At 38.4% G+C, this 20,126-nt stretch carries 22 protein-coding genes and 1 riboswitch; of the genes, 2 read left to right on the top strand and 20 right to left on the bottom strand.

Annotated elements, in window-relative coordinates; translation table 11 throughout:
- Window positions 1–41: 41 nt before the first annotated feature.
- Genes AC1MGI_RS06170 through AC1MGI_RS06155 form a run of 4 tightly spaced genes read right to left on the bottom strand, consistent with a single transcriptional unit; the run spans window position 42 to window position 3,403 of the window.
- Window positions 42–644, bottom strand: coding sequence for a response regulator transcription factor (locus tag AC1MGI_RS06170; RefSeq protein WP_480348933.1), 603 nt, complete (start codon window positions 642–644; stop codon window positions 42–44).
- Complete coding sequence (locus AC1MGI_RS06165; protein WP_480348932.1) at window positions 641–1,765, bottom strand: sensor histidine kinase; 1,125 nt, start codon at window positions 1,763–1,765, stop codon at window positions 641–643. Before AC1MGI_RS06165 ends, AC1MGI_RS06170 begins: the two co-directional genes overlap by 4 nt.
- 16 nt (window positions 1,766–1,781) lie before the next feature.
- Window positions 1,782–2,507 (bottom strand): ABC transporter permease, encoded by a 726-nt coding sequence (locus tag AC1MGI_RS06160; protein WP_480348931.1) that lies wholly within the window; start codon window positions 2,505–2,507, stop codon window positions 1,782–1,784.
- Window positions 2,504–3,403, bottom strand: coding sequence for an ABC transporter ATP-binding protein (locus AC1MGI_RS06155; RefSeq protein ID WP_480348930.1), 900 nt, complete (start codon window positions 3,401–3,403; stop codon window positions 2,504–2,506). The genes AC1MGI_RS06160 and AC1MGI_RS06155 overlap by 4 nt, the downstream gene beginning before the upstream one ends.
- Window positions 3,404–3,699: 296 nt before the next feature.
- On the opposite strand from AC1MGI_RS06155, the gene yhfH reads away from it, so the two are divergent.
- On the top strand, window positions 3,700–3,831 hold the full coding sequence (gene yhfH, locus AC1MGI_RS06150) for a protein YhfH (protein ID WP_082675249.1): 132 nt from the start codon (window positions 3,700–3,702) through the stop codon (window positions 3,829–3,831).
- Between the two features lie 172 nt (window positions 3,832–4,003).
- Here yhfH and hflX read toward each other — a convergent pair whose 3' ends face one another.
- The 14 genes from hflX to AC1MGI_RS06080 all read right to left on the bottom strand — a co-directional run bounded on the left by hflX (window position 4,004) and on the right by AC1MGI_RS06080 (window position 16,548).
- Window positions 4,004–5,272 (bottom strand): GTPase HflX, encoded by a 1,269-nt coding sequence (hflX, locus tag AC1MGI_RS06145; protein WP_480348929.1) that lies wholly within the window; start codon window positions 5,270–5,272, stop codon window positions 4,004–4,006.
- Between the two features lie 874 nt (window positions 5,273–6,146).
- Window positions 6,147–7,229, bottom strand: coding sequence for an SEC-C metal-binding domain-containing protein (locus AC1MGI_RS06140; RefSeq protein WP_480348928.1), 1,083 nt, complete (start codon window positions 7,227–7,229; stop codon window positions 6,147–6,149).
- A 67-nt stretch (window positions 7,230–7,296) separates the two neighbouring features.
- Window positions 7,297–8,349 (bottom strand): SEC-C metal-binding domain-containing protein, encoded by a 1,053-nt coding sequence (locus tag AC1MGI_RS06135; RefSeq protein WP_480348927.1) that lies wholly within the window; start codon window positions 8,347–8,349, stop codon window positions 7,297–7,299.
- 263 nt (window positions 8,350–8,612) lie between these two features.
- Window positions 8,613–8,969, bottom strand: coding sequence for a hypothetical protein (locus tag AC1MGI_RS06130; protein WP_172796912.1), 357 nt, complete (start codon window positions 8,967–8,969; stop codon window positions 8,613–8,615).
- Window positions 8,970–9,453: 484 nt separating this feature from the next.
- Entirely contained in the window at window positions 9,454–9,654 is a 201-nt protein-coding gene (locus AC1MGI_RS06125; RefSeq protein ID WP_034304915.1) for a cold-shock protein, read from the bottom strand.
- 211 nt (window positions 9,655–9,865) lie between these two features.
- Complete coding sequence (locus tag AC1MGI_RS06120; protein WP_480348926.1) at window positions 9,866–10,642, bottom strand: TatD family hydrolase; 777 nt, start codon at window positions 10,640–10,642, stop codon at window positions 9,866–9,868.
- Window positions 10,639–11,376 carry an ABC transporter ATP-binding protein gene (locus AC1MGI_RS06115; protein WP_403077268.1) on the bottom strand — a complete coding sequence of 246 codons (738 nt, stop codon included), beginning with the start codon at window positions 11,374–11,376 and terminating at the stop codon, window positions 10,639–10,641. Before AC1MGI_RS06115 ends, AC1MGI_RS06120 begins: the two co-directional genes overlap by 4 nt.
- Window positions 11,369–12,139, bottom strand: a complete 771-nt coding sequence (locus AC1MGI_RS06110) for an ABC transporter permease (protein WP_403077271.1) — start codon at window positions 12,137–12,139, stop codon at window positions 11,369–11,371. Before AC1MGI_RS06110 ends, AC1MGI_RS06115 begins: the two co-directional genes overlap by 8 nt.
- Window positions 12,136–12,429 carry a thiamine-binding protein gene (locus AC1MGI_RS06105; protein WP_062186957.1) on the bottom strand — a complete coding sequence of 98 codons (294 nt, stop codon included), beginning with the start codon at window positions 12,427–12,429 and terminating at the stop codon, window positions 12,136–12,138. Before AC1MGI_RS06105 ends, AC1MGI_RS06110 begins: the two co-directional genes overlap by 4 nt.
- Before the next feature lie 13 nt (window positions 12,430–12,442).
- Window positions 12,443–13,435 carry an ABC transporter substrate-binding protein gene (locus tag AC1MGI_RS06100; protein WP_480348925.1) on the bottom strand — a complete coding sequence of 331 codons (993 nt, stop codon included), beginning with the start codon at window positions 13,433–13,435 and terminating at the stop codon, window positions 12,443–12,445.
- 139 nt (window positions 13,436–13,574) lie between these two features.
- Window positions 13,575–13,684, bottom strand: a riboswitch (TPP riboswitch).
- 133 nt (window positions 13,685–13,817) lie between these two features.
- Complete coding sequence (locus tag AC1MGI_RS06095; RefSeq protein WP_480348924.1) at window positions 13,818–13,952, bottom strand: hypothetical protein; 135 nt, start codon at window positions 13,950–13,952, stop codon at window positions 13,818–13,820.
- A 49-nt stretch (window positions 13,953–14,001) separates the two neighbouring features.
- Window positions 14,002–14,148 (bottom strand): hypothetical protein, encoded by a 147-nt coding sequence (locus AC1MGI_RS06090; protein WP_480348923.1) that lies wholly within the window; start codon window positions 14,146–14,148, stop codon window positions 14,002–14,004.
- Between the two features lie 340 nt (window positions 14,149–14,488).
- Entirely contained in the window at window positions 14,489–15,037 is a 549-nt protein-coding gene (locus tag AC1MGI_RS06085) for a DUF2179 domain-containing protein (RefSeq protein ID WP_480348922.1), read from the bottom strand.
- A gap of 239 nt (window positions 15,038–15,276) precedes the next feature.
- Window positions 15,277–16,548, bottom strand: coding sequence for a hypothetical protein (locus AC1MGI_RS06080; protein WP_480348921.1), 1,272 nt, complete (start codon window positions 16,546–16,548; stop codon window positions 15,277–15,279).
- A 560-nt stretch (window positions 16,549–17,108) separates the two neighbouring features.
- Between AC1MGI_RS06080 and AC1MGI_RS06075 the strand changes: the two genes are divergently transcribed.
- A complete protein-coding gene (locus tag AC1MGI_RS06075; protein WP_480348920.1) occupies window positions 17,109–17,573 on the top strand; it encodes a DUF2691 family protein in 465 nt (154 codons plus the stop codon).
- 98 nt (window positions 17,574–17,671) lie between these two features.
- On the opposite strand, the gene AC1MGI_RS06070 is transcribed toward AC1MGI_RS06075, so the two are convergent.
- Together AC1MGI_RS06070 and AC1MGI_RS06065 are read right to left on the bottom strand one after the other, a co-directional pair.
- Window positions 17,672–18,175 carry a DinB family protein gene (locus AC1MGI_RS06070; protein ID WP_480348919.1) on the bottom strand — a complete coding sequence of 168 codons (504 nt, stop codon included), beginning with the start codon at window positions 18,173–18,175 and terminating at the stop codon, window positions 17,672–17,674.
- A 383-nt stretch (window positions 18,176–18,558) separates the two neighbouring features.
- The gene (locus AC1MGI_RS06065; RefSeq protein WP_480348918.1) at window positions 18,559–20,016 is read right to left on the bottom strand and encodes a glycoside hydrolase family 1 protein; all 1,458 of its coding nucleotides are present in this window, start codon (window positions 20,014–20,016) and stop codon (window positions 18,559–18,561) included.
- Between the last annotated feature and the right edge of the window lie 110 nt (window positions 20,017–20,126).

Raw genomic sequence — 20,126 nt, 5'->3', positions numbered from 1 at the left:
TTGCTCATTTTAGTCTCCCTTCTGCTTTCGCTCCATTTTCCTTACATCCACCCTTTTTGTTCCGCAATAGTAATGGCTTCAATTCGATTTTTGACTTGTAGTTTATTAAGTATTTCCGAGATATAATTCCGAACGGTTCCAGTAGACAAATAGAGCACTCCTGATATTTCCTTAGCCGTCTTTCCAACAGCAACTAATTTTAATATTTCCTTTTCGCGTTCAGTAAGTGGATTATCTTCTCCGATACTTCCAAAAATTAGTTCAGGTGCAAATTGACGCTTTCCCTTTATAACGTTTCGTATGGACTGGGCTAATTCATCGACTGATCCGTCTTTTAATAGATAACCATGAACATTTGCCTTTACCGCTCGCTCAAAATATCCTGGTCTTGCAAAAGTGGTAAGGATGACAATTTTTACATCTGATTTCTTTTGTCGAAGCTCCTCCGCTACTTGAAGGCCTGTTTTGATGGGCATTTCAATATCAAGTAAGCAAACATCAGGTTTCAATTGGTCGATAAGATTGAGCGCATCCTTCCCATTAATCGCTTGGCCTACAACTTCAATATCATCCTCCATATCTAATAGAGATCCCAATGCTCCGAGCAACATTCCTTGATCTTCAGCAAGTAACACCCGAATCATAAAGCAACCTCCTCCCCATGCTGTTTTAAGATTTGAGGTACTTCGATACATAAAATTGTCCCCATGTTCTCAGACAGCGAAAGGGTTCCATCTAATAGCGAAAGCCTTTCTTGCATGCCTTTTAGACCACTTCCATTCTGACAATTCGATCCTATTCCTTTGCCATTGTCTTCTACAACAATGGCAATTTTCCCTTCTATTTGTTCAATTGTAATGGTGCATATTGAAGCCCCGCTATGTTTGACCACATTCGTTATAGCTTCACGGATACACATACTCAGGATGTTCTGAGTAAGGAAAGGAACATCCGCTAATTTCGTATCTCCCTCAACGATTAACTTAATTTCTGCAACAGATAAAATCTCTTCCACTTCAATTACTTCTTCTGCTACCGTAATTGCCCGCATATCTGCCACAAGTTCTCTTACTTGATGAAGAGCAGAACGCGATATCCTCTCCATTTCAATCGCTTCTTCTCTAGCACGGTTTGGTTGCTTATTCGCTAGTTTGGCGACTAATTGGCTTTTTAACGTCAACAAAGAAAGAGTATGACCTAACGTATCATGAAGATCACGCGCAATCCTCATTCGCTCTTCCCTTTTAACAAGTTCCTTAATCCGTTCATTTGCTTCATCAAGCTTACGTTCCAAATCCATCCGTTCATACATGGAACGCATCCCAAAAGGGGTTGTGACCATAACGATGATAAATGGAGTTAAATAAAAAATAGACATGATAGACAAAGACGGTAAGTAAAAAGCCCATGGTACAAGAAGGGTAATGCAAAAAGCAATCATCGCCCATTTAAATACTTTCCGATCCTTATACCAACTAATAAAATTGGCTGCAAAAAAACCCATAAATAGACAGTTAAGATTATAGGCCAGACTTAATGTAAAAATAATAATCAACTGAATGGCTAGCCAGCGATGGAAAACATGCCAGTTGTCTGTACTATACAGTTGCCGATAAGAGACAAGGAATAAGGCCCACATGAGAAAACCAATCAACTGTTTCATACTTGACTCTGTTAGGATATAACCCAGTGGTAAAATGCCATAAATTAAAAACACATAAGGTAAGTACCCATATCGTTTAGGGAAGAGCTGAAAATTCTTCATTCCTTCACTCCTGACTCTATATCGCTTCCTGTTTCCTTCTTATATACCCTGATAATACCACAAATAGGAAAAGGTACCCAAGTAGAATCATAATTGAAAGCAAAGAAGGAGACTCCCCGCCAATAATCTCCCATGCTCCACTTCCGTAATAATACGAAGGTAGCCCATGAGAAATAGATTGAAGGGTTTTCGGCAAAATTTCAATTGGCATCCACATTCCGCCCATAAAAGCCAATGCTAAATAAATGACATTACTTACGCCAGAAGCTGTATCGACTCGTTTCATCGTCCCTATCAATGCACCTATGCCTAAAAACGGTAAAGAACCAAGAAGAATCCATACCCCACTCATCATCCATTGTCCGACAGACATGGTTACGCCATTTATGAGGATTCCAGCCGCAAAAATCACAACAATCGATAATATATGAACAGCCGATTGACCTACTATTTTTGAAAAGAAATAGATACTATAAGGGAGTGGAGTGATTCTCATAAACTTTGCCCACCCTTCGGCCCTCTCTTGAACCAACCTGATTCCCATCGTCATAATGGAGGATCCCATCACACTAAATGTTGCCATTGACATTAAAAAATGTGCTTTCCAAACTGTAGTATCATTCACTTTAAATACATTTGTATAGATAAAATAAAAGAGTACCGGCATAAACAATGACCAAAAAAGATAGTACGGATTTCGAATAATTCTTAATGATTCTGCCTTACATTGCATCCATATCATTTCAGCAAAACCTCCTCATTGTCTGCTGTTAAATGTTCAAACACTGTTTCTAAACGTCCTTGCTCAATTTGAATCCCACTCATCTTTACCTTGTTTTTATAAAGAGCGGTAAGTACAGCATCCGAGTCAGTCGTTTCTATAAAAATGCGATTACTTTCTTTAAATATATTGGATACATTTGCGATTTGTCTTAATTCATCAATATTTAATGTTTGATTATCATCAAGCGAAACGGTCTTTTTCGTGAATCTCGCTCTCATCTCCAACGGATTTCCATCGGCAACTACTTTACCTTTATGAATGAGAATAATCCGATCAGCAACATCTTCCGCTTCTTGCAAATAATGAGTTGTAAAAATGATTGTTTTTCCCTGGTCATTAAGTTTTCTGATCGTTTCCCAGAACGATCGCCTTGCTGTAACATCCAATCCGACAGTTGGTTCATCCAAAAAAAGCACATCTGGATTTCCGGCAATGGCTAGAGCAAAGCTTAACCGCCGTTTTTGACCTCCCGAAAGCTTTTCTGTTCGTTTTTTCAGGTCTTTGCTACTCATTCCTGTGACCTCGATCAACTGTTCAAGTGATAGCGGATTTTTATAATAACTTCTAAACAAACGAATCAATTCTATCCCAGTTAAACCGTCCATTACACTAACATCCTGAAGCATGGCGCCGATGCGTTCCCGAACTGATCGATCTTTAGGATGTTGACCGAATAATTGAACAGTCCCCTCTGTTGGCTCTATTAAGCCAAGTAACATTGAGAGCGTTGTCGTCTTTCCAGCCCCATTCGGACCAAGGATTGTCACCATTTCCCCCGCCCGAATTGAAAATGAAACATCATCCACCGCTTTATGTTCTTTAAAAGATTTCATCACATGTTCAAATGTAATCATCTCTCCACCTCCGATACATCTATACTATGAAAAGAACTCACTGGCGATTAGTGGAAAACATCATGAAACTGAGGTGATAAATGTCATAATGTTTTGAAATTCCAGACCTATTGTCTTGTTTCTTTTTATTCTTGAAAACTGGGACGAACATCGCCACAACAAACGGGAAATATTAACATTAAAAATTATTACATTTTTCTGATAGTTACCTATACATTTATAACAAATGGGCGTATACTGTATTATAACAATAAGCAATAATTATAATCTGTATTACAAAAAGGGAGGAACTACACATGCAAACAAATAAACCTATGGAATTCTTCAGAAACTTACCACCGAAACAATGTCCAGATTGCGGTCATCATATTGATGAACAAGCAGAATCCTACGTGGTTACGTGTACAGAATGCTCATCAAAAAAATAAATGCAAAATAAAACGGGTTAGCGTTGGAGCTAACCCGTTTTATTTTGCATTCCCCATCTTACCTATCGCTTCTTTATGACCACTCTATTATGAAATCCTCCGCCCCGACGGAATTCCTTCCAGCCTTTAATCTCATAGTTAGAGCAAATAAACCCACAAAACCTACTTGCTTTCACGATTCTTCCCACACGAACGTTCGGTATTTTTCATAATCACTATGTTTACACTCGACCTTGATTTTCGTGCCATCTTCTTCATATTCCGTTTCAAGGATTTGCGCATGTTCGTTAAAATAAGAAATAATCTGACCTTGATCATACGGGATTAGCAGTTCACAGCGAATATAATCTGTGAAGATGTTTTCACGAATCTTTTCAACCAATTCAGCCACGCCAATTCTCTGTTTTGCTGACAAATAAACAGAATCAGTATGAACTTGTGGAATCTCCATTTCTGTTAAATCTGCCTTATTATACGCATAAACGGTTGGGATATTTTCAATTCCAATTGCTTTAAGTGTTTCAGTTGTAATTTCAATAAGCTGTTCATAATTCGCATTGGAAAAATCGACAACATGAATGAGCAAATCAGCTTCTGCCACTTCTTCAAGCGTTGATCGGAATGCTTTTACAAGATGATGTGGCAGCTTTGAAACAAAACCAACTGTATCCGTTAACAGAAATTCTTTATTGTCCGGAAGCGGGATATTTCGAACAGATGTCTCTAATGTCGCAAACAGCATATCCTTTTCAAAAACCTGCTTCTCCGTAGATGCATGAAATTTCTCGACAAGAGCATTCATAATCGTTGACTTTCCAGCATTTGTATACCCAACAAGTGAAACAACAGGGATTGCATTCTTCTTTCTCTGCTTCCGCTGTGTTTTCCTGTGAGCAACAAGCGTTTCTAGTTCTTTATTCAATACATGAATCTTCTCTTCGATTCTTCGACGGTCAAGCTCAAGCTTTTTCTCCCCAACCCCTCTGTTCTTTGTACCGACACCACCACTTTGACGCCCTAGCGACTCCCTGAGACCAATCAAGCGCGGCAACATATATTGTAGTTCCGCCACTTCCACTTGTAACTGTGCCTCTCTCGTCTTAGCCCGATCTGCAAAAATATCAAGAATTAATATCGTACGATCAATCACCTTACAGTCTAAATCTCGTTCTAAGTTACGAATTTGAGATGGAGATAGTTCATCATTAAAAATAACCAGATTTCCATCACTATATTCTACAAGAGTTTTTACTTCGTCTACCTTACCACTGCCAATATAATGAGATGAATTCACTCTTTGTAAATTTTGATTCATTTCACCAACGACCTCTACACCACAGGCCTCCGCTAAATTTGCAAGCTCTTCCATCGAGTAGGCAAAATCCCGATGATTATTAATATTTACTCCAACTAATACTGCTTTTTGTTGCAATTCTTCCATTTGCATATTCCCCCTTAAGTTTTGTTAATATCTTTACTGCACCGTAGTTTGAATATGCTAAAAAAACACAGACCTATCGCCTGTGTTTGAGTAAACGAAAAAGGTGACGTAAAGGACATCTCTTTAGTATAGACAAATGAATATGGCATTAACGCCACACCATCTACGATGAAGAATACATCCTGTAGCACACTACACTCGCCTAATCATGGTGGCGGTGCGGAGCCGGATTTTGAAGTACTTCAATAAAGTACGTATATCTGCAAAGTAGATTGTCTATAGTAGAAAGTCGCGAAGCCCCGTCCCCATGTCCTTTATACAAAAAAAGAGAGCGTTCATCCAGCCCTCCCTCATGGTTTTATTATAGGGTTATGGTAATTAGGCAGACTTATCCCGTTCACCCTGCACACAGACAGAGTTTTTTGAGCACTATTCAGTTAGCGGCACAAAGTGTTGAACGTAGTCTGATAAACTTCACCGTAAACCCCTCCGTTTCATTTAAGTTATGGAAATTTTACCATATGAATGTTCGTTTGGCAAACCGTTTTTTTTACGGTAAAAAAGCTTGCGAGTTACATCAAAGCTCATGAATGACCTTCTGCTAAAATCGCGCACGTCATGACGAGCAACACAGAAGCCAGCACATCCTGCAAGTCTGGTCCTCACGTATTACTCCATACGCGAAAGGTTTGTAACGATCGCTCGCAGAACTTATAGGCTCTTTTTATCCTTTTTGAACACTCACTTATAGTTCGTATATTCCTACCTATTCCTTGGCAAGATCACCGAAGTAACTGAACAATTCAGGCAAGCTTTTTGATACAAGGAAGGATGAGTACTTCACCATCATACAACCGAAAAGAATTCATCGATCTTATCTAATGACCCCAATACTCTCCAATTCTTCATAGAGGATATCGCCAATTTTTTTGTACACCTTAGAAATAGTTGCCAAACTTATATCATATTTATCAGCAATTTCCTTTTGTGACGGTGCTAAAATATCTAGTAAAGCAGATTGGACCAAGTAGTCAATGGATGCAGCGTATACCTCTGGTTTACGTATAGAAGGGAACCCTTTCTCACAATACGACTTCCAAATTACAATGGCGGTCATAATCATATCTATTGGGCAATCATCTTCTCTCATATGTTCTTGAATAAGAATCGCTACTTGTAACTCTTTTTCTGAGCTCCATTCAAACTGCGTGATATCTGGCAGGTCAATATCCCCCATCATCCTCAGGAGTAGCCTTTCAAGAAGGTACGGAAAATCAATTTGGTAGAAGTCTTCATACCCTCCGTCATCTTCAAGATGCTCTTCCAATTCATCCTGAAATTCCTGCACTAACTTTTCCGTCCCAGCATCAGGGAAACTTATAGGTTCTCCCAAGAAGTACATGCCAGTACCCCTATCTAATAGCATTCCAAATAGTAAACTATTTTCCTCTACCATTTCTGTTTCATACTCAAGCGGTAGTTCATACTCAATCCTACTAAGTATGTCTTCTATCACAACCCTATCCGAATGGATAGACTTTAACAGATATAGTTTTGGTGTCGCTCCACGCCATGAGAGAATCAAATTTTTCGTTTTCTTCCTTACTATTTCAGAGGATTTTTTTCGATAAAATTCTTCAAAAATCGTCTGTCCTTTAGCAATCGGCAGGTTAAATACTGCCCATGTGCGCATGTGTTGCATATAGGTGTCATGCGTTTCTACAAGAATCGGCTCCTCTTTTACATCCATAAAATTGAATAACGGATATTGAAACGCAAGATCTAGAATATCATGCTCATATCTTTCAAAAGTATATTTTAATAATTCCTTTTGAAACATTGCTGCTTCTTCACTAATCGAAATCGTCGGAAACTCAATTACATTCTTTCCGCAGCAATTTTTATATATTTTCTCACTTCCACACGGACAGGGATTCTTTATAGATATTTCACTCAAAAAACTCTCCTCCTTTTTGAACATGCACTATTATTCAAATAGGCTACCAAAATGGTAGCCTATTTGTTTATATTTCTATTTTTTCTCCAACTGATGCTTCCATTTCTTTATATCGATTCGATAAAGTAGAAGCGCCTACCCCGTATTTCTTAGCAAGCTTAGTCTGAGAAGGACTGAACTCCCCTTTTGAGAGCAGTTTCACTGAATACTCCAGTGCTGCAGCAAATGCTTCTGGTTTTCGAATAGATGGAGAATGTTCCGTACAATAGGTGTTCCACAACGCTTGAACACTTTCTATTAGTGACTGCGGATAACCCTCTTCATGCATTCCTTGTTTCACCATTTCTGCCGTTTCTTTTTCTTTCTCATTGTACCATACTCGCTCATTTGTTTCGGTTTTTGGTAATTCAATACCTTCTGTAATAGCCGCGAGACTATGGAAAATTTGCAAGAAATTCCGAGCCATGAATTCTTCTGCTTTTCCACCCGCTTGCTTGTACTCTTCTAATTGTTGATTTATAGTTGTTAAAATGTTGTCTGTAAATTTTGGCTCAAAGCTAATAAACTGACCAAAGAAATCACTTCTCGTTCCCATATTAACTAAATACCCAAGAATGATTTCTCCAATTCCTAATTCCTGACTTGCATATGGCGTATATGGAAGCGAGATAGCTTGTTTCGTCACGATATCTTTTAGAGTTATTGTTTCACTCGTTAATTCCTTAATTGAAAACAATACAGGAGCCGTGCCTTTCCAAGACTCTACGATCTCTCTCGTTTTCTCTCTTACAATATGAGACCCTTCTTGCTTCATAAATGTATCAAAGATTGTATCGCCGTTCACAACCGGCTGCGTGAAAGTACCCCATATATTCACATTAAATTGATAAATTTCTTGAACTTCTTCACTTACATTTGCCGGAAGTGGATAATCAAGCAAAAGCTGATTGATTTCAGCTTTATAATTCTTTTCTGTAAAATCCATTAACGCCTTCTGTAATAGCGTTGCTTCTTCATAATGAACAGCAATTGGATTTTCATCCACTTTTCTGCCACAGCATTTCTTGTACTTTTTCCCACTGCCACATTCACACGGTGCATTTCTATTTAATTTTCCCATATATATACCTCCAAAAAACAAAATGCTACTCTCCATTGTATCAAAAATTAACGAAATTACCTAATGGGACTCACAGGAAGATTGATACTCCTTGGGGGTCAGACCCTATTTCCCAGCTTCACCCACTAGCCATCAACCCGCTTATACCAAGGGGTCTCGTACCTTCATGGCGGGGTCAGACCCCATTTCCCGGTTGTGATCATGCAAAAAAAAGCTATCTCAACAGGTTAAACCTTGTGAAATAACCTTTATTTTTGTGTAATTCAAGTGATTAGTAAATAAGTAAGCACAGGATTTTTTGAAGAGTTGGGATGTTTAATTTTGTCCGTCATGTCGATCCATTTCACTTTTGCACATCTTTCTTCCAACTTCTCACTTATTTCTCCTTCAATGTCATGCATAAACTTAATCATTTCACCATATTCCAAGTGAAAGTGTTTGGCTGCAGTTCGATGTGGTGCATATTTCACAAACAACTGCAGAAGATGGTCGGCAGTATCCGCTTGCTGTGCCAATTGATCTTCTTCATTTACTATATATTGATAAATCTCACGCTTTTCATCCGGTAAATGCGAAACAATATCCCGTAGTAAAAATTCCATTAGAATCTCATTCATCATTAGCTACCTCGAGTTTTCATAAGCCCATTTTTCTCAATTATACTCTATTTTTTGAAACTTGCAAATCGTAATTATTACTATTTAAATCAAGAGTTCACATACCATCCTAATTATATGCAGAACTTCTTGTCCAATTACCTTTTTTTATATTATAGCTATTAAAAGTAGTAAGTCCAAATCTATTATATCGAGATAAAGTGAAAATTCAATCCGTGGGCCCTCACTGATTGTTAGTCCCGTTCTAGTGCCGCTAATACCTCCGCTCTGTTAATGCGGGATAAATAGTTGAACTAGGCTTTTCTAAAATAGCTATGTTATACTTGGAAAAACCTTTTATGTATTTTACCTTACTTGTTACTGTTGTTATCCCACTTGTTTACTGAGTGGGATTTTTTATTTATTTTGTTTATGTAACAAGATTAACTCTAAATCAAACGAAAGAAAGACAGACTCCAAAGTAGAGTCTGCCTTTTGCATGTATCAATTATGCTTTTTGTACGTTAGAAGCTTGTGGTCCACGTTGACCTTGTTCAACTTCAAAAGTCACTTCTTGACCTTCGTCAAGAGATTTGAAACCTTCGCTTTGAATAGCTGAGAAATGTACGAATACATCGTCTCCGTTTTCGCGTTCGATGAATCCAAAACCTTTTTCTGCGTTAAACCATTTTACTTTACCTTGTTCCATTGTTGTTGCCTCCTAGTGCGTTCATCACACATTATATTACTATCCTTGCTCAAAGTGACAATCGAGTCAAAAAGTTCTCACTTTTAGATTCCTACAGTACCGAACAAAAATAATTCCTCTTAATAATAACAGGATTTGGCAACGATTGCAAACTAATAAAAGAAATATTTTGGGTTAGGAACTCCGTTTCTCGTTAACTAGTCAAAATGATTTACAGCCCATAAAATTTTGTCGTACTTTTATACAATTCTTCGTATACCCTCTCTACCTGAATGTTCTTTATTTCTGCTATTTTTTGTACACTTCCATGAATCATTTTAGGATAAGTCACCGTATCTTGGAATGGTCCTTCGAACGGCCATGGTCCATCCGTTTCCACCATCAAATTTACTAACGGATAGTCTTTAATCAATTGCTGAATCTCCGTTTCATACAAGCAATCTGGGGTGACTGAAATATAATACCCATTTTGAATCATGCGCTGAACTGTTTTTTCGTCCCCTTTGAACCAATGGAAATGTGCCTTTGTTACCGAGTGTTTTTCTAAAAGGTCACAGACCAAAGGAGCGTCGTCGTATACCGCATGAAGAATAATTGGTTTATTCAGCTCTGAAGCCTTTTTTATAAAAATTTCCAATAGTTCAATATAAGGCTCAATCTGTATTTTTGGATGCTCGAACCGCAAGTAATAGGGTAAGCCCACTTCACCAATAGCAACCATTTGATGTTGGTGTTTATTCAAGAATGAACATAATTGACTCACTTCCGAATCACTCGGTAGCTCTTGTTCTGGATGAAAGCCGAAAGCAGGCTTTAGTCGTTTATCCATCTCTGCTAAAGCTAAATTTTTTTGAGAAGAAGCGAGATTCGTTGATACAGAAATAAGTGCCTCTACTTTGTATGCTTGCAAGTCTTTTAAAATGATAGACCGGGTACTTTCTGAATATTGATCAAAATGAATATGAGAGTCGATTATAGACTGCCTCACATAATCACCCGCAATTCATTGTATATCTTCTTTTTCCACGATAAAAATTCTTCGCTTAGCAAAATCGATGCTTGTCTTGGTCTCGGAAACGGGACGATAAACTCCTTTTTCACTTGGGTAGGCTTTTCTGATAACACAATAACCCGATCAGATAAATAAAGAGCTTCTTCAATATTATGGGTAACAAGCAAAATGGCCCGTTTATCTTCTTCCCAAACAGATAAGAGCCAATTTTGCATTTCCAGACGTGTGAATTCATCGAGTGCTGAAAAAGGCTCATCTAAACAAATAAGTGATTGCGGACTTAGCAGGCTGCGAATAAACGCCACTCTTTGCTTCATCCCTCCAGACAGTTCATATGGATAGGCATTCTCGTATCCTTTTAGACCCGCTTTATCAATCATCTTTAATGCAAGTGCCTGGTCTGTCTCCCCAACAATTTCTCCACCAAGCAGGATATTGCCGAGGACCGTTCGCCATGGCAACAGCGATGGACTTTGAGGCGTGTAACTAATCGAACCGGTTTCGCCATTAATACGTTTGCCATCAAGCCTAATTTCTCCAAAGTCTGGTGCAAACAATCCACCAATTAATTGAAATAAGGTGCTTTTTCCACTTCCAGAAGGACCTAATATGGAGACGAACTCCGCTTCTTCTACACGAAGAGACAACTGATCCAGTACTTGATTTTCACCAAAGGATTTCGATATGTTCTCAATTAAAAGTTTAGTCACGTCTCTTGCCATCTCCTTTCGGCTTCCACTTCACGATCATTCGTTCCATCGATACAATAAGGGCAAAGAATACCAAACTCAAAATCATAATCAAAAAGATCGCAACAAAGACACGGTCCGTTCGAAAGGATGACGAAGCTAAGGTCATATAAACACCTATCCCTTCTTTTGCCCCAAGCCATTCAGAAATAACTGCTCCCATTACACTGTATGTAGCGGAGATTTTCAAGCCTGAGAAGATGGATGGTAGCGCATAAGGCCATTCCAGCTTCCAAAAGATTTGTTTCTTTGTTGCCCCAGCCATTTTCATGTAATGCATCAGCTCTGAACTCGTTTGTCTAAACCCATCCAAAGCAGCCACTGTGATCGGAAAAAAACAAACGAGCGTAATGACAATGACTTTAGGTAATATACCAAACCCGAACCAAATAACAAGGAGTGGAGCCAACACAATGATTGGAATGTTTTGTGAGAGAATGATGATCGGATAAATGGCTTCTCTAAGCTTCGGAATAAGGTGTAGACCAACAGCAACTGCAATGCCCACACTTGCTCCAATTAAAAACCCCAAGATTGTAAGTCCGATCGTCGATGTTAGATGGTGATGATAATTCGGCCATCCAGCAGCTCCTTCTAACCATATCTGCGAGGGGGAAGGCAGGAGCCATTTTGGTATTTCAAAAAGCCGACAAGAAACTTCCCATACGATGAATAAAAGGATGAGGACCAGAGCTGGTCTCCATCCTTTATACCAAATCTTCATGGGCGATATTTCTCTGTCAATTTATCCATAGATGCACCGCTTGGTTGATAAAGAATTTTCACTTGAGAAATCACATTACGACTGCCAATCTCAATCATCCGTTGATTCATTTTCTCGATAATTGAAAAGATTTCTGTCAAATTCCCTTCCATGGTCGTTTCAAGTGGATGAACTTCATATTTAATTCCAGAGTCATGAATAATCGCTATTGCTTCATCTACATAAGGAATCACATCTTCCCCATTTTTTGTTTTCGGGATAATTTGAATGCTTACTAATGAGTCGCTCATGTTGCTTTCCTCCTTATTTCGGTAAAAATTCATTGGTGAATGCCTTTTTTGCGTCTAATTCACTTTCAAGCAAACCGTTCTCAAACATCCAGCTCGCATAGTTTTCCCAAACCTTTTGATCTTGAACACCCCATTTTGAAGCGTCGTCTTGATATTTCGGTGATAACCACTTTTGGCTTGCCTTTACCAATTCTGGGTCTAAATCAGGAACTGCCTTAATTAAAAGGTCGGCCGCTTCTTCTGGATGTTCAATCGTATAATGATAGCCCTCGGAAACTGCTGCTACAAAAGAACGAACAGTATCTGGATCTTCTTTTATTAAATCTTCATTAGTTGTGAGAACAGGCGTATAGTAATCTAGCTTTTCCGTATAATCGGTCAAATATTGCATATTCAATTTCTCCCCACGCAGCTCAGCTTCTATACCTGTCCATCCATAATAAATCCAAGCAAAATCAATATCTCGTTTAACCGCTGTGAAAAAATCCGTATCTCCCATATTCACAATATCGATTTTTTCCACATCTCCATTTTCCTGCTTCATCAAAGAAGATAGGACAGCTTTTTCTACAGGTGCTCCCCAACCACCATACGTCTTTCCTTCGTAATCTTTCGGTGAGGTAATTTTCTTATCAACTGGGGAAGCAAATCCAGACGTGTTATGCTGAATAATGGCAGCAATCGAGACCAATGGCACACCTTGTACACGCGCTTCTGTCAAAGATTCCTGGTAGCCAATTCCGAACTCTGCTTTGCCCGCTGCGACAAGCTGGTCAGCTCCCGCCTCACCTGGCATTATAATCTCAACATCCAGCCCCTCTTCTTCAAAATACCCCTTTTCCTTTGCAACATACAAACCAGTATGATTCGTATTCGGCGTCCAATCTAAAACAAGAGTAACTTTCTTTAATTTCTCCTGATTATTTTCCTTCGAACCATTGTCCTGACTATTCCCACAAGCAGCAAGAATAAGCATCACACTAAGTAAGACTAACCATTTCTTCATTACATTTCCCCCTTGAACATGTCATTACAAAGCAGCAAACGAAGAAACAAGGTGGAAAATATGTAAACGTTTAATAGGAACCGCGCTACGCAAAAAAGCACCATAGGTTTATCCCTAGGGTGCATATCATAACAAATGAGTCCTGTTTAAATATGTTCCCTACGCTGGTTTTAACCAGATCAGGTTCCAAGGGTATGTATCTATTGGATACGGTCTCAACCAGCAACACTGGTCCCCCCACATGTTTCATTATTCAATTCGTTTAATGCTTCAATATCTATTAACTTTGCCATAGGTCTTGTTAATTTTCAAGAGATATGTTTATGAAATTACAATTAGAATGGGCAAAAAGAGCCAATAGATTGTTTTTTTGCCATTCATCTTACTTAGATGTGCTATACGAATCCCCAAGCATGGCTAGATCCTTTTTCCAAATAACTTTCCAATTGTGGTTCACTGTCGCTTGGACCGTATTTATTTTATGTATATAATTGGCAATTAGTTCTGTCATATCCATTGGAATATCCTTCACAACAGGCTGATCTTGATTGTCCCCATATTTAGAATTATTCTATTTCACTCTCCATATTCTTCAGAAAAACAGCCATACCTGAGATAAAGTTGTCTAGTTGCTCTTCTGCTTTTACATGTACATATACTAGTCCATCTTTATTGACTTCATGTTCTTGCTCAATAATAAGAGTTGTAGGCAAACTAATATCTTTATTTACATACTTCTTATAATACGCTCCAATCAAGCCATTGTTAATAATTTCTTAGATTTGTAAATTTAGTTTGTTGAGGAGGTTAAAAATGAGTATGGTGGACTAAGGGAAGGTTTGATGGATACAGTGCGGGATTACAGCAAACCGCTGCCGGTATCCCGTAATGATATGGGTATCTTCTACGTGGGCGCAGCAAGTAAAGATGCTGAATTATTCTGCTCCTGTAAGTACCCCCAATGCAATGAGCGGCCTGCCGGGGCTACGGCGGGAAGTATGTTTGTATGACTATCCATCATTTTAAGAGGGATATCCGTGGCTGGCAGTAAGTTTATTTCCCCATGTGTGTTTGAGTGTTTTTCATATTCTTTTTCATGGCCTTCACTAGGAAACCGCCTTTAAACCTTCGTGGTTCATATGAAACGATGAAAGCCTTATTGTCATATTGTTCAATAAAATTCATGACTTTCGTTTCAACATTCCGCTTTGTCAATATTTCTAATTGGTACCTTTTGCTATCACGGCCGTTCCCTTCAAAGATGGTCACTCCTAGTCCTTTATTTCTTAACGCTTCAATTAACTCTTCATTTTTGTTCATTAAATTAACATATAGCGTAGTGTATCCAATTGCTAATTTATTTTCAATGCGTGTTCCAAGATAAAGCCCCACACCAAAGCCAACAGCATAAACCATCTTTTCAGTGATGCTTTGATTACCGGAAAATATGATGGATAAGCTAAAGATCGAGATTAAAGTTTCTACTATACCGAGTAATGAAGCTGCTATACTCATGTTTTTTACTAAAAAGATCGTCCGTAGTGTCATAATCGGGACATAGACCAGTTGAAGTATAAAAATCACAAGAAGATTTAATAACATAATGAACTCCCTTTTCTATAAAAATTTTTTCTGGATGTTAAATTGAATTTAGCCTTAGTCATTATTGTACTTTTTCCTGCAAAGGTCCGTTCGTCCCTATTTGATTCACAGGCATTACCGCGGTCCGCCTTTTATGGCCGCCACGATACTGTAAACCAAACATTTATCCTATAGGATAAATGTAATCATCCCTGTGAAATGGTCTTTGCGATCACAGGGATGAAAAGTTAAACATTCAATCAGGTACCCGTTTCAATCTTTAGCAAATGCTGCGGTGCTTCACTGCTGAACGCATTGCTAATATTTTCCCAGGCCTGCTGTGTGTCTATAAAATCGGTATAATGCTTTTTCACATTGCGGTGATAGTTTTCCAGTTCGGTAGCTATCTTCATGAAATCATTTCTGTCAAAATACTCACAGATTTTTGGCAGAGTGGCGGCCAGCTGTTCACGCATCTCCTGAATTCTTTCCTCATAACTTTTGGGATCCGTAATATATAACCAAAGTGGTTTATAGCGGATCCAGCCGATACACGCCTTGTAAAAACGTTGGATAACCTCTTCACAGTTCGCTTTAATGGAGTCTAATTTCGGTGGCAGCACTCCATCAAGCAAGTTCTTGTACATTGAGAAACCGTCGTGGAAAGTATAGCACGGCACACGCAACACTTTACGATCATGAAGGCAGGTTGCTAAAAAGGTATCTTCCCCACGAGCGTTCGGAGGATTGTAAAAAGCATTGACACGATCAGAATCTGTTAAATTTATACAAAGATTAGAGCCGGAGATAAATTTAGAATGGTTGACTTCCTCCACCTCTTCGGCCTGACCATTTACGAGCACCCTCGTGTCTGCATATGTAACACCGCCGTTTGCCATCACCGATTTAATCGTATCCCAGTTGACAATATCGTTACTGATGGCTTGAATGAAGATCTGAAAATCGGACTCCTGTAAAATATCATTAAATTCGAGATATGGAATAGGAGAAATATACCCACAGTGATGGCCGTTCGTAATATCGGCATACTGAATATGTTCAAGGTGGGTACGTAGTCCTTGCTGACCACTCCATACGGCTGTTCCGCGCGTGCTCACAGCTAAAGGATATTCATCGTCATCAAGGAAAATCAGATAATCAATGCCTTCCTTTAAAGCCATATATTGAATAATATTGCGTTTGCCTGCATATCCTCTCTCGAAAACAAGCTTTGCCTGTCTTTCATTAATAATCCCCTGCTCGATTAACTGGCCGATTTCTGCCTGCATTTTTTCATTTCCAATAAAGCAAGTCCCATCAACTAATTCTAGTAATTCTGAATTGATATTCGTATAGTCTGTAGGCTTTGTATTGTGGTATTTTAAATCGTAGGCAACAAATAGGTTTAAACTCACCTTTTCGCTGGTTGTTAATTCAGTTTCCCTCCAATTAAGAATATAGGTCTTTAAAACTTGCTTGAATTGTTTGCGTCCTGTTGCAAAGCCAATACCTACTTTAATTTCCTTTTCCACTAGTAATCCCTCTTCCTATTATTTTCTTATCATTCATGAAATAGTTCTCTTCCGCACAACAGGCAGCACTGAATTGATTACGCAATGGACTGGCCTTTTCTATAGATGAGACAAGTTTCTATGTAAAATTGAAATATTTATCGGAACAATCGTTCTATTATACTCATTTGTTGTAAAAACGTTGTCAGCTCTTTACACTTCCTTGGCGGACTGCTTTTCATAAAATTCGCAAAACTAAATGCATACCGTCGCCCCCGCATATTCGAGAATTTCCGGGGGGTCTCTGGCACCTTTAGTTTTTAAATACCCAAATATTAATAGGTTTAAACAGGGAGTTTTTTTGAAAGAAAGGGAGAAGATATAAAAACGATAGGATCAACCTTAGTGGACAACATCAATTAATAGACATAACTGATTTCATGAATACTAAATAAATAAAAAAAGAAGGCAAACGGGCGGAAATAGCCCTAAAGAAAGCGAAACAATAGGTGGATTTCACAAAAGTTTTAATTGGTTTAACCTTTCTCCTTATTTGTAGTTATTTCGGGAGGTGCGATTTTATGAGGAGAGGAATCAGCTTTGAAATTTCAAACGAGTATGGAAGTTTGCTTGGAGAAGTGCTAAAGCCTATTGATATTACTGCTTTTAATTGGCGAATTGGCAGCGGTGAGTCATATATGGTAGTTGATGACCAATTAGATAAAGAACTTTTCTCGGAAGACAGAGATGTTATTAAGGGTGCAGAACTTAAAAATTTATTAAAACCCAATAAGTATTATATTATTTCCGCTGATTTACAAGCCTTTTCAAAAGGTGAAGTGCCCCATATTGAGACCTTTGAGGAATTTATTGAAAGTAATTGTGAACTGGTTCTATTAGTGGTGGATTGCAGTTATGTCACCATATATTGCAAAAATCAGAAAGCAATCGATTTATTACACAAAAATGCAATAGATTGTGGATTTAAAGATATTGAATATATAACCAATGAAAATGATTCAAGAACAAGACTATCAGTATGGTAATGAAAAGAGACCTTTATTTAAGATCTCTAACATCAACACTATTGTTTAACATAGCCTAAAATAATAGGCCGATTAAAGATTATTTTCTATTTTCATACTTATACTTCAGGAGCTTGTCCTCCAAATGCCGCCCACTCTTCCCTTGCTGGTCCATATATGCCGGGTACGGTCAGACCCGCTTGACGCATGAGCACGGTCATTTGGCCACGATGATGTGCTTGATGTGTGATTATCAGCCCGAGCACCGTGTTAATGGACCACATTTCTCCGTACATATCTCTCTCTTCGTTCAGTGTTTCGTCATTCCACTGTTCGCGAATCGAAGCGACCATCTCTTCGCTTGATGTGCGATATGCTTCTGCGATTTCACTCGACGTTTTCGGGACTGGTAAATCGTGCCGAGTAGCTTTAAAAACAAGCCCTGTACGCCCTATCATTTCATCAAGGGTCGTAACGACATGCCACGCGATTCGTCCAAGTGTACGATCCTCAGGAGATACTTCCTGCGCTAATGATTCATCGGTCAACGCATTCAGTATTTTTTGCGTAGATCCACTTTCATGCTTCCAATTTGTCAAAAAATCTTCAATTGTACTAAACATTCCTTCGCCTCCAATTATCCATTTTCATCAATCATTATTTACGTTCGCTAACAACATGCATTATCCTGCTAAAGATCACTCAAGATAGAATGTCTATCTCCTTTTCTGTGCATGAACTTGCATTCTATTATTATTATTATACCCTATTTTTAGGATTATTCAGCATAGGAAGTATATTGAGATGGACTAGTTCTTTCACTCTTTTGTATTACACCGCCAATTCATTCAAACGCAAAGGGTCAGACCCCGCAACAACTAAATACAGTATAAAATACGTGTATGAAACACTACATACTGATTTAGAGTGCGAGGTCAGACCCTTATGAGACATCCTGATTCTTACTATTTAGATTTCGCATATACCAAGATAAATACTTACGATATTATAATTCAGCACCATTAGACTCAATGACTTTTTTATACCAATCAAAAGAATCCTTCTTCGATCTCTTTAAAGTTCCATTTCCATCATCATCTAAATCAACGTAAATAAATCCATAGCGTTTAGACATTTCAGAAGTAGACATACTTACTAAGTCAATTGGCCCCCAGCTTGTATACCCTATAAGATCAACACCATCTTCAATCGCTTCTCGCATTTGTTCAATGTGTTTTCTTAAGTAGTCGATACGATAATCATCGTGAATCGAGCCATCTTCTTCAACTTTATCATAAGCACCCAAGCCATTTTCTACAAGGAATAATGGTTTTTGATAGCGGTCATACATATCATTCAGCATAATTCTTAATCCAATAGGGTCAATTTGCCAACCCCAATCTGATGATTCCAAATATGGATTTTTGACACCACCAAATAAGTTCCCTTGCGCTCTTTCCCCTTCTGGACTTGCAGAAGCAGTTAAAGACATGTAATAACTAAAAGAAACGAAATCCACAGTATATTCTTTTAGTATTTCATCGTCACCATCTTCTTTTTTAATAGAAATTTGATTTTCTTTAAAGAAACGATTCATATAGTTTGGGTACTCTCCACGCGCATGTACGTCTGTGAAGAAAAGGTTCATTTGGTTTTCTAATTGTGCTTTTCGCACATCTAACGGATTAGGCGTATTCGGATACGTTTCCATCCTCGCAAGCATACAGCCGATTTTTGCACCAGGGATTATCTCATGACAAGCCTTTGTAGCTAATGCACTTGCAACGAATTGATGATGCAATCCTTGATATTGAGCTTGTAAAGGATGATCTGTACGATCAGAAACAATGCCTCCACCCGTAAACGGACTCAATGTAATCATATTAATTTCATTAAATGTCAGCCAATATTTCACTTTGTCCTTATAACGTGTAAATACGGTTTTGGCATATTTTTCAAAGCAGCCAATGACTTCTCGCCCTAGCCAACCATTATATTTTTCAGTAAGTCCATAAGGCGTTTCATAGTGCGAAAGGGTAACTAAAGGCTCAATTCCATGTTTATGAAGTTCATCAAACACATCATCGTAAAATTTTAGACCTGCTTCATTTGGTTCTTGGTCATCTCCATTTGGAAAAACCCGTGCCCAGTTAAGCGATAATCTGAAAACCTTAAAGCCCATTTCAGCGAATAATGCGATATCTTCTTTATAGCGGTGATAAAAATCGATACCTTCCCTTTTAGGAAACCTAGCAACTTTTTCACCTGACAAGATTTTCTCAATTTCATCCGAAGTGATTTCGATCGCATTATCTTTCTTTCTTTGATCTTTCGGGATATAAGCAACTAAATCTGCACTAGACAAACCTTTCCCATCTTGGTCAAATGCACCTTCTAATTGGTTCGCCGCTGTAGCACCGCCCCATAAAAAGCCTTTTGGAAATTCCTTTTTTGTGATTGTCATTTTGATAATCCCCTTTCAATTTATGTAAATAAACTGCTATATTCTTACTATCATTTTCGTAGATTCTAACCATTTATGAGGGATGTCCCAAAAGGGTCTAACCCAACACT

It is taken from the genome of Peribacillus sp. BM1, assembly GCF_056679975.1.
Note: the sequence above shows the minus strand (reverse complement) of the source record. Positions and strands in the feature narration are given on the sequence as shown.

Excerpts from the sequence above, each read along its gene's own strand:
- AC1MGI_RS06170 (WP_480348933.1), bottom strand. The coding sequence starts at position 644 with ATGATTCGGGTGTTACTTGCTGAAGATCAAGGAATGTTGCTCGGAGCA.
- AC1MGI_RS06165 (WP_480348932.1), bottom strand. The coding sequence starts at position 1,765 with ATGAAGAATTTTCAGCTCTTCCCTAAACGATATGGGTACTTACCTTAT.
- AC1MGI_RS06160 (WP_480348931.1), bottom strand. The coding sequence starts at position 2,507 with ATGATATGGATGCAATGTAAGGCAGAATCATTAAGAATTATTCGAAAT.
- AC1MGI_RS06155 (WP_480348930.1), bottom strand. The coding sequence starts at position 3,403 with ATGATTACATTTGAACATGTGATGAAATCTTTTAAAGAACATAAAGCG.
- yhfH (WP_082675249.1), top strand. The coding sequence starts at position 3,700 with ATGCAAACAAATAAACCTATGGAATTCTTCAGAAACTTACCACCGAAA.
- hflX (WP_480348929.1), bottom strand. The coding sequence starts at position 5,272 with ATGGAAGAATTGCAACAAAAAGCAGTATTAGTTGGAGTAAATATTAAT.
- AC1MGI_RS06135 (WP_480348927.1), bottom strand. The coding sequence starts at position 8,349 with ATGGGAAAATTAAATAGAAATGCACCGTGTGAATGTGGCAGTGGGAAA.
- AC1MGI_RS06130 (WP_172796912.1), bottom strand. The coding sequence starts at position 8,969 with ATGATGAATGAGATTCTAATGGAATTTTTACTACGGGATATTGTTTCG.
- AC1MGI_RS06125 (WP_034304915.1), bottom strand. The coding sequence starts at position 9,654 with ATGGAACAAGGTAAAGTAAAATGGTTTAACGCAGAAAAAGGTTTTGGA.
- AC1MGI_RS06110 (WP_403077271.1), bottom strand. The coding sequence starts at position 12,139 with ATGAAGATTTGGTATAAAGGATGGAGACCAGCTCTGGTCCTCATCCTT.
- AC1MGI_RS06105 (WP_062186957.1), bottom strand. The coding sequence starts at position 12,429 with ATGAGCGACTCATTAGTAAGCATTCAAATTATCCCGAAAACAAAAAAT.
- AC1MGI_RS06100 (WP_480348925.1), bottom strand. The coding sequence starts at position 13,435 with ATGAAGAAATGGTTAGTCTTACTTAGTGTGATGCTTATTCTTGCTGCT.
- AC1MGI_RS06095 (WP_480348924.1), bottom strand. The coding sequence starts at position 13,952 with ATGGATATGACAGAACTAATTGCCAATTATATACATAAAATAAATACG.
- AC1MGI_RS06085 (WP_480348922.1), bottom strand. The coding sequence starts at position 15,037 with ATGTTATTAAATCTTCTTGTGATTTTTATACTTCAACTGGTCTATGTC.
- AC1MGI_RS06075 (WP_480348920.1), top strand. The coding sequence starts at position 17,109 with ATGAGGAGAGGAATCAGCTTTGAAATTTCAAACGAGTATGGAAGTTTG.
- AC1MGI_RS06070 (WP_480348919.1), bottom strand. The coding sequence starts at position 18,175 with ATGTTTAGTACAATTGAAGATTTTTTGACAAATTGGAAGCATGAAAGT.
- AC1MGI_RS06065 (WP_480348918.1), bottom strand. The coding sequence starts at position 20,016 with ATGACAATCACAAAAAAGGAATTTCCAAAAGGCTTTTTATGGGGCGGT.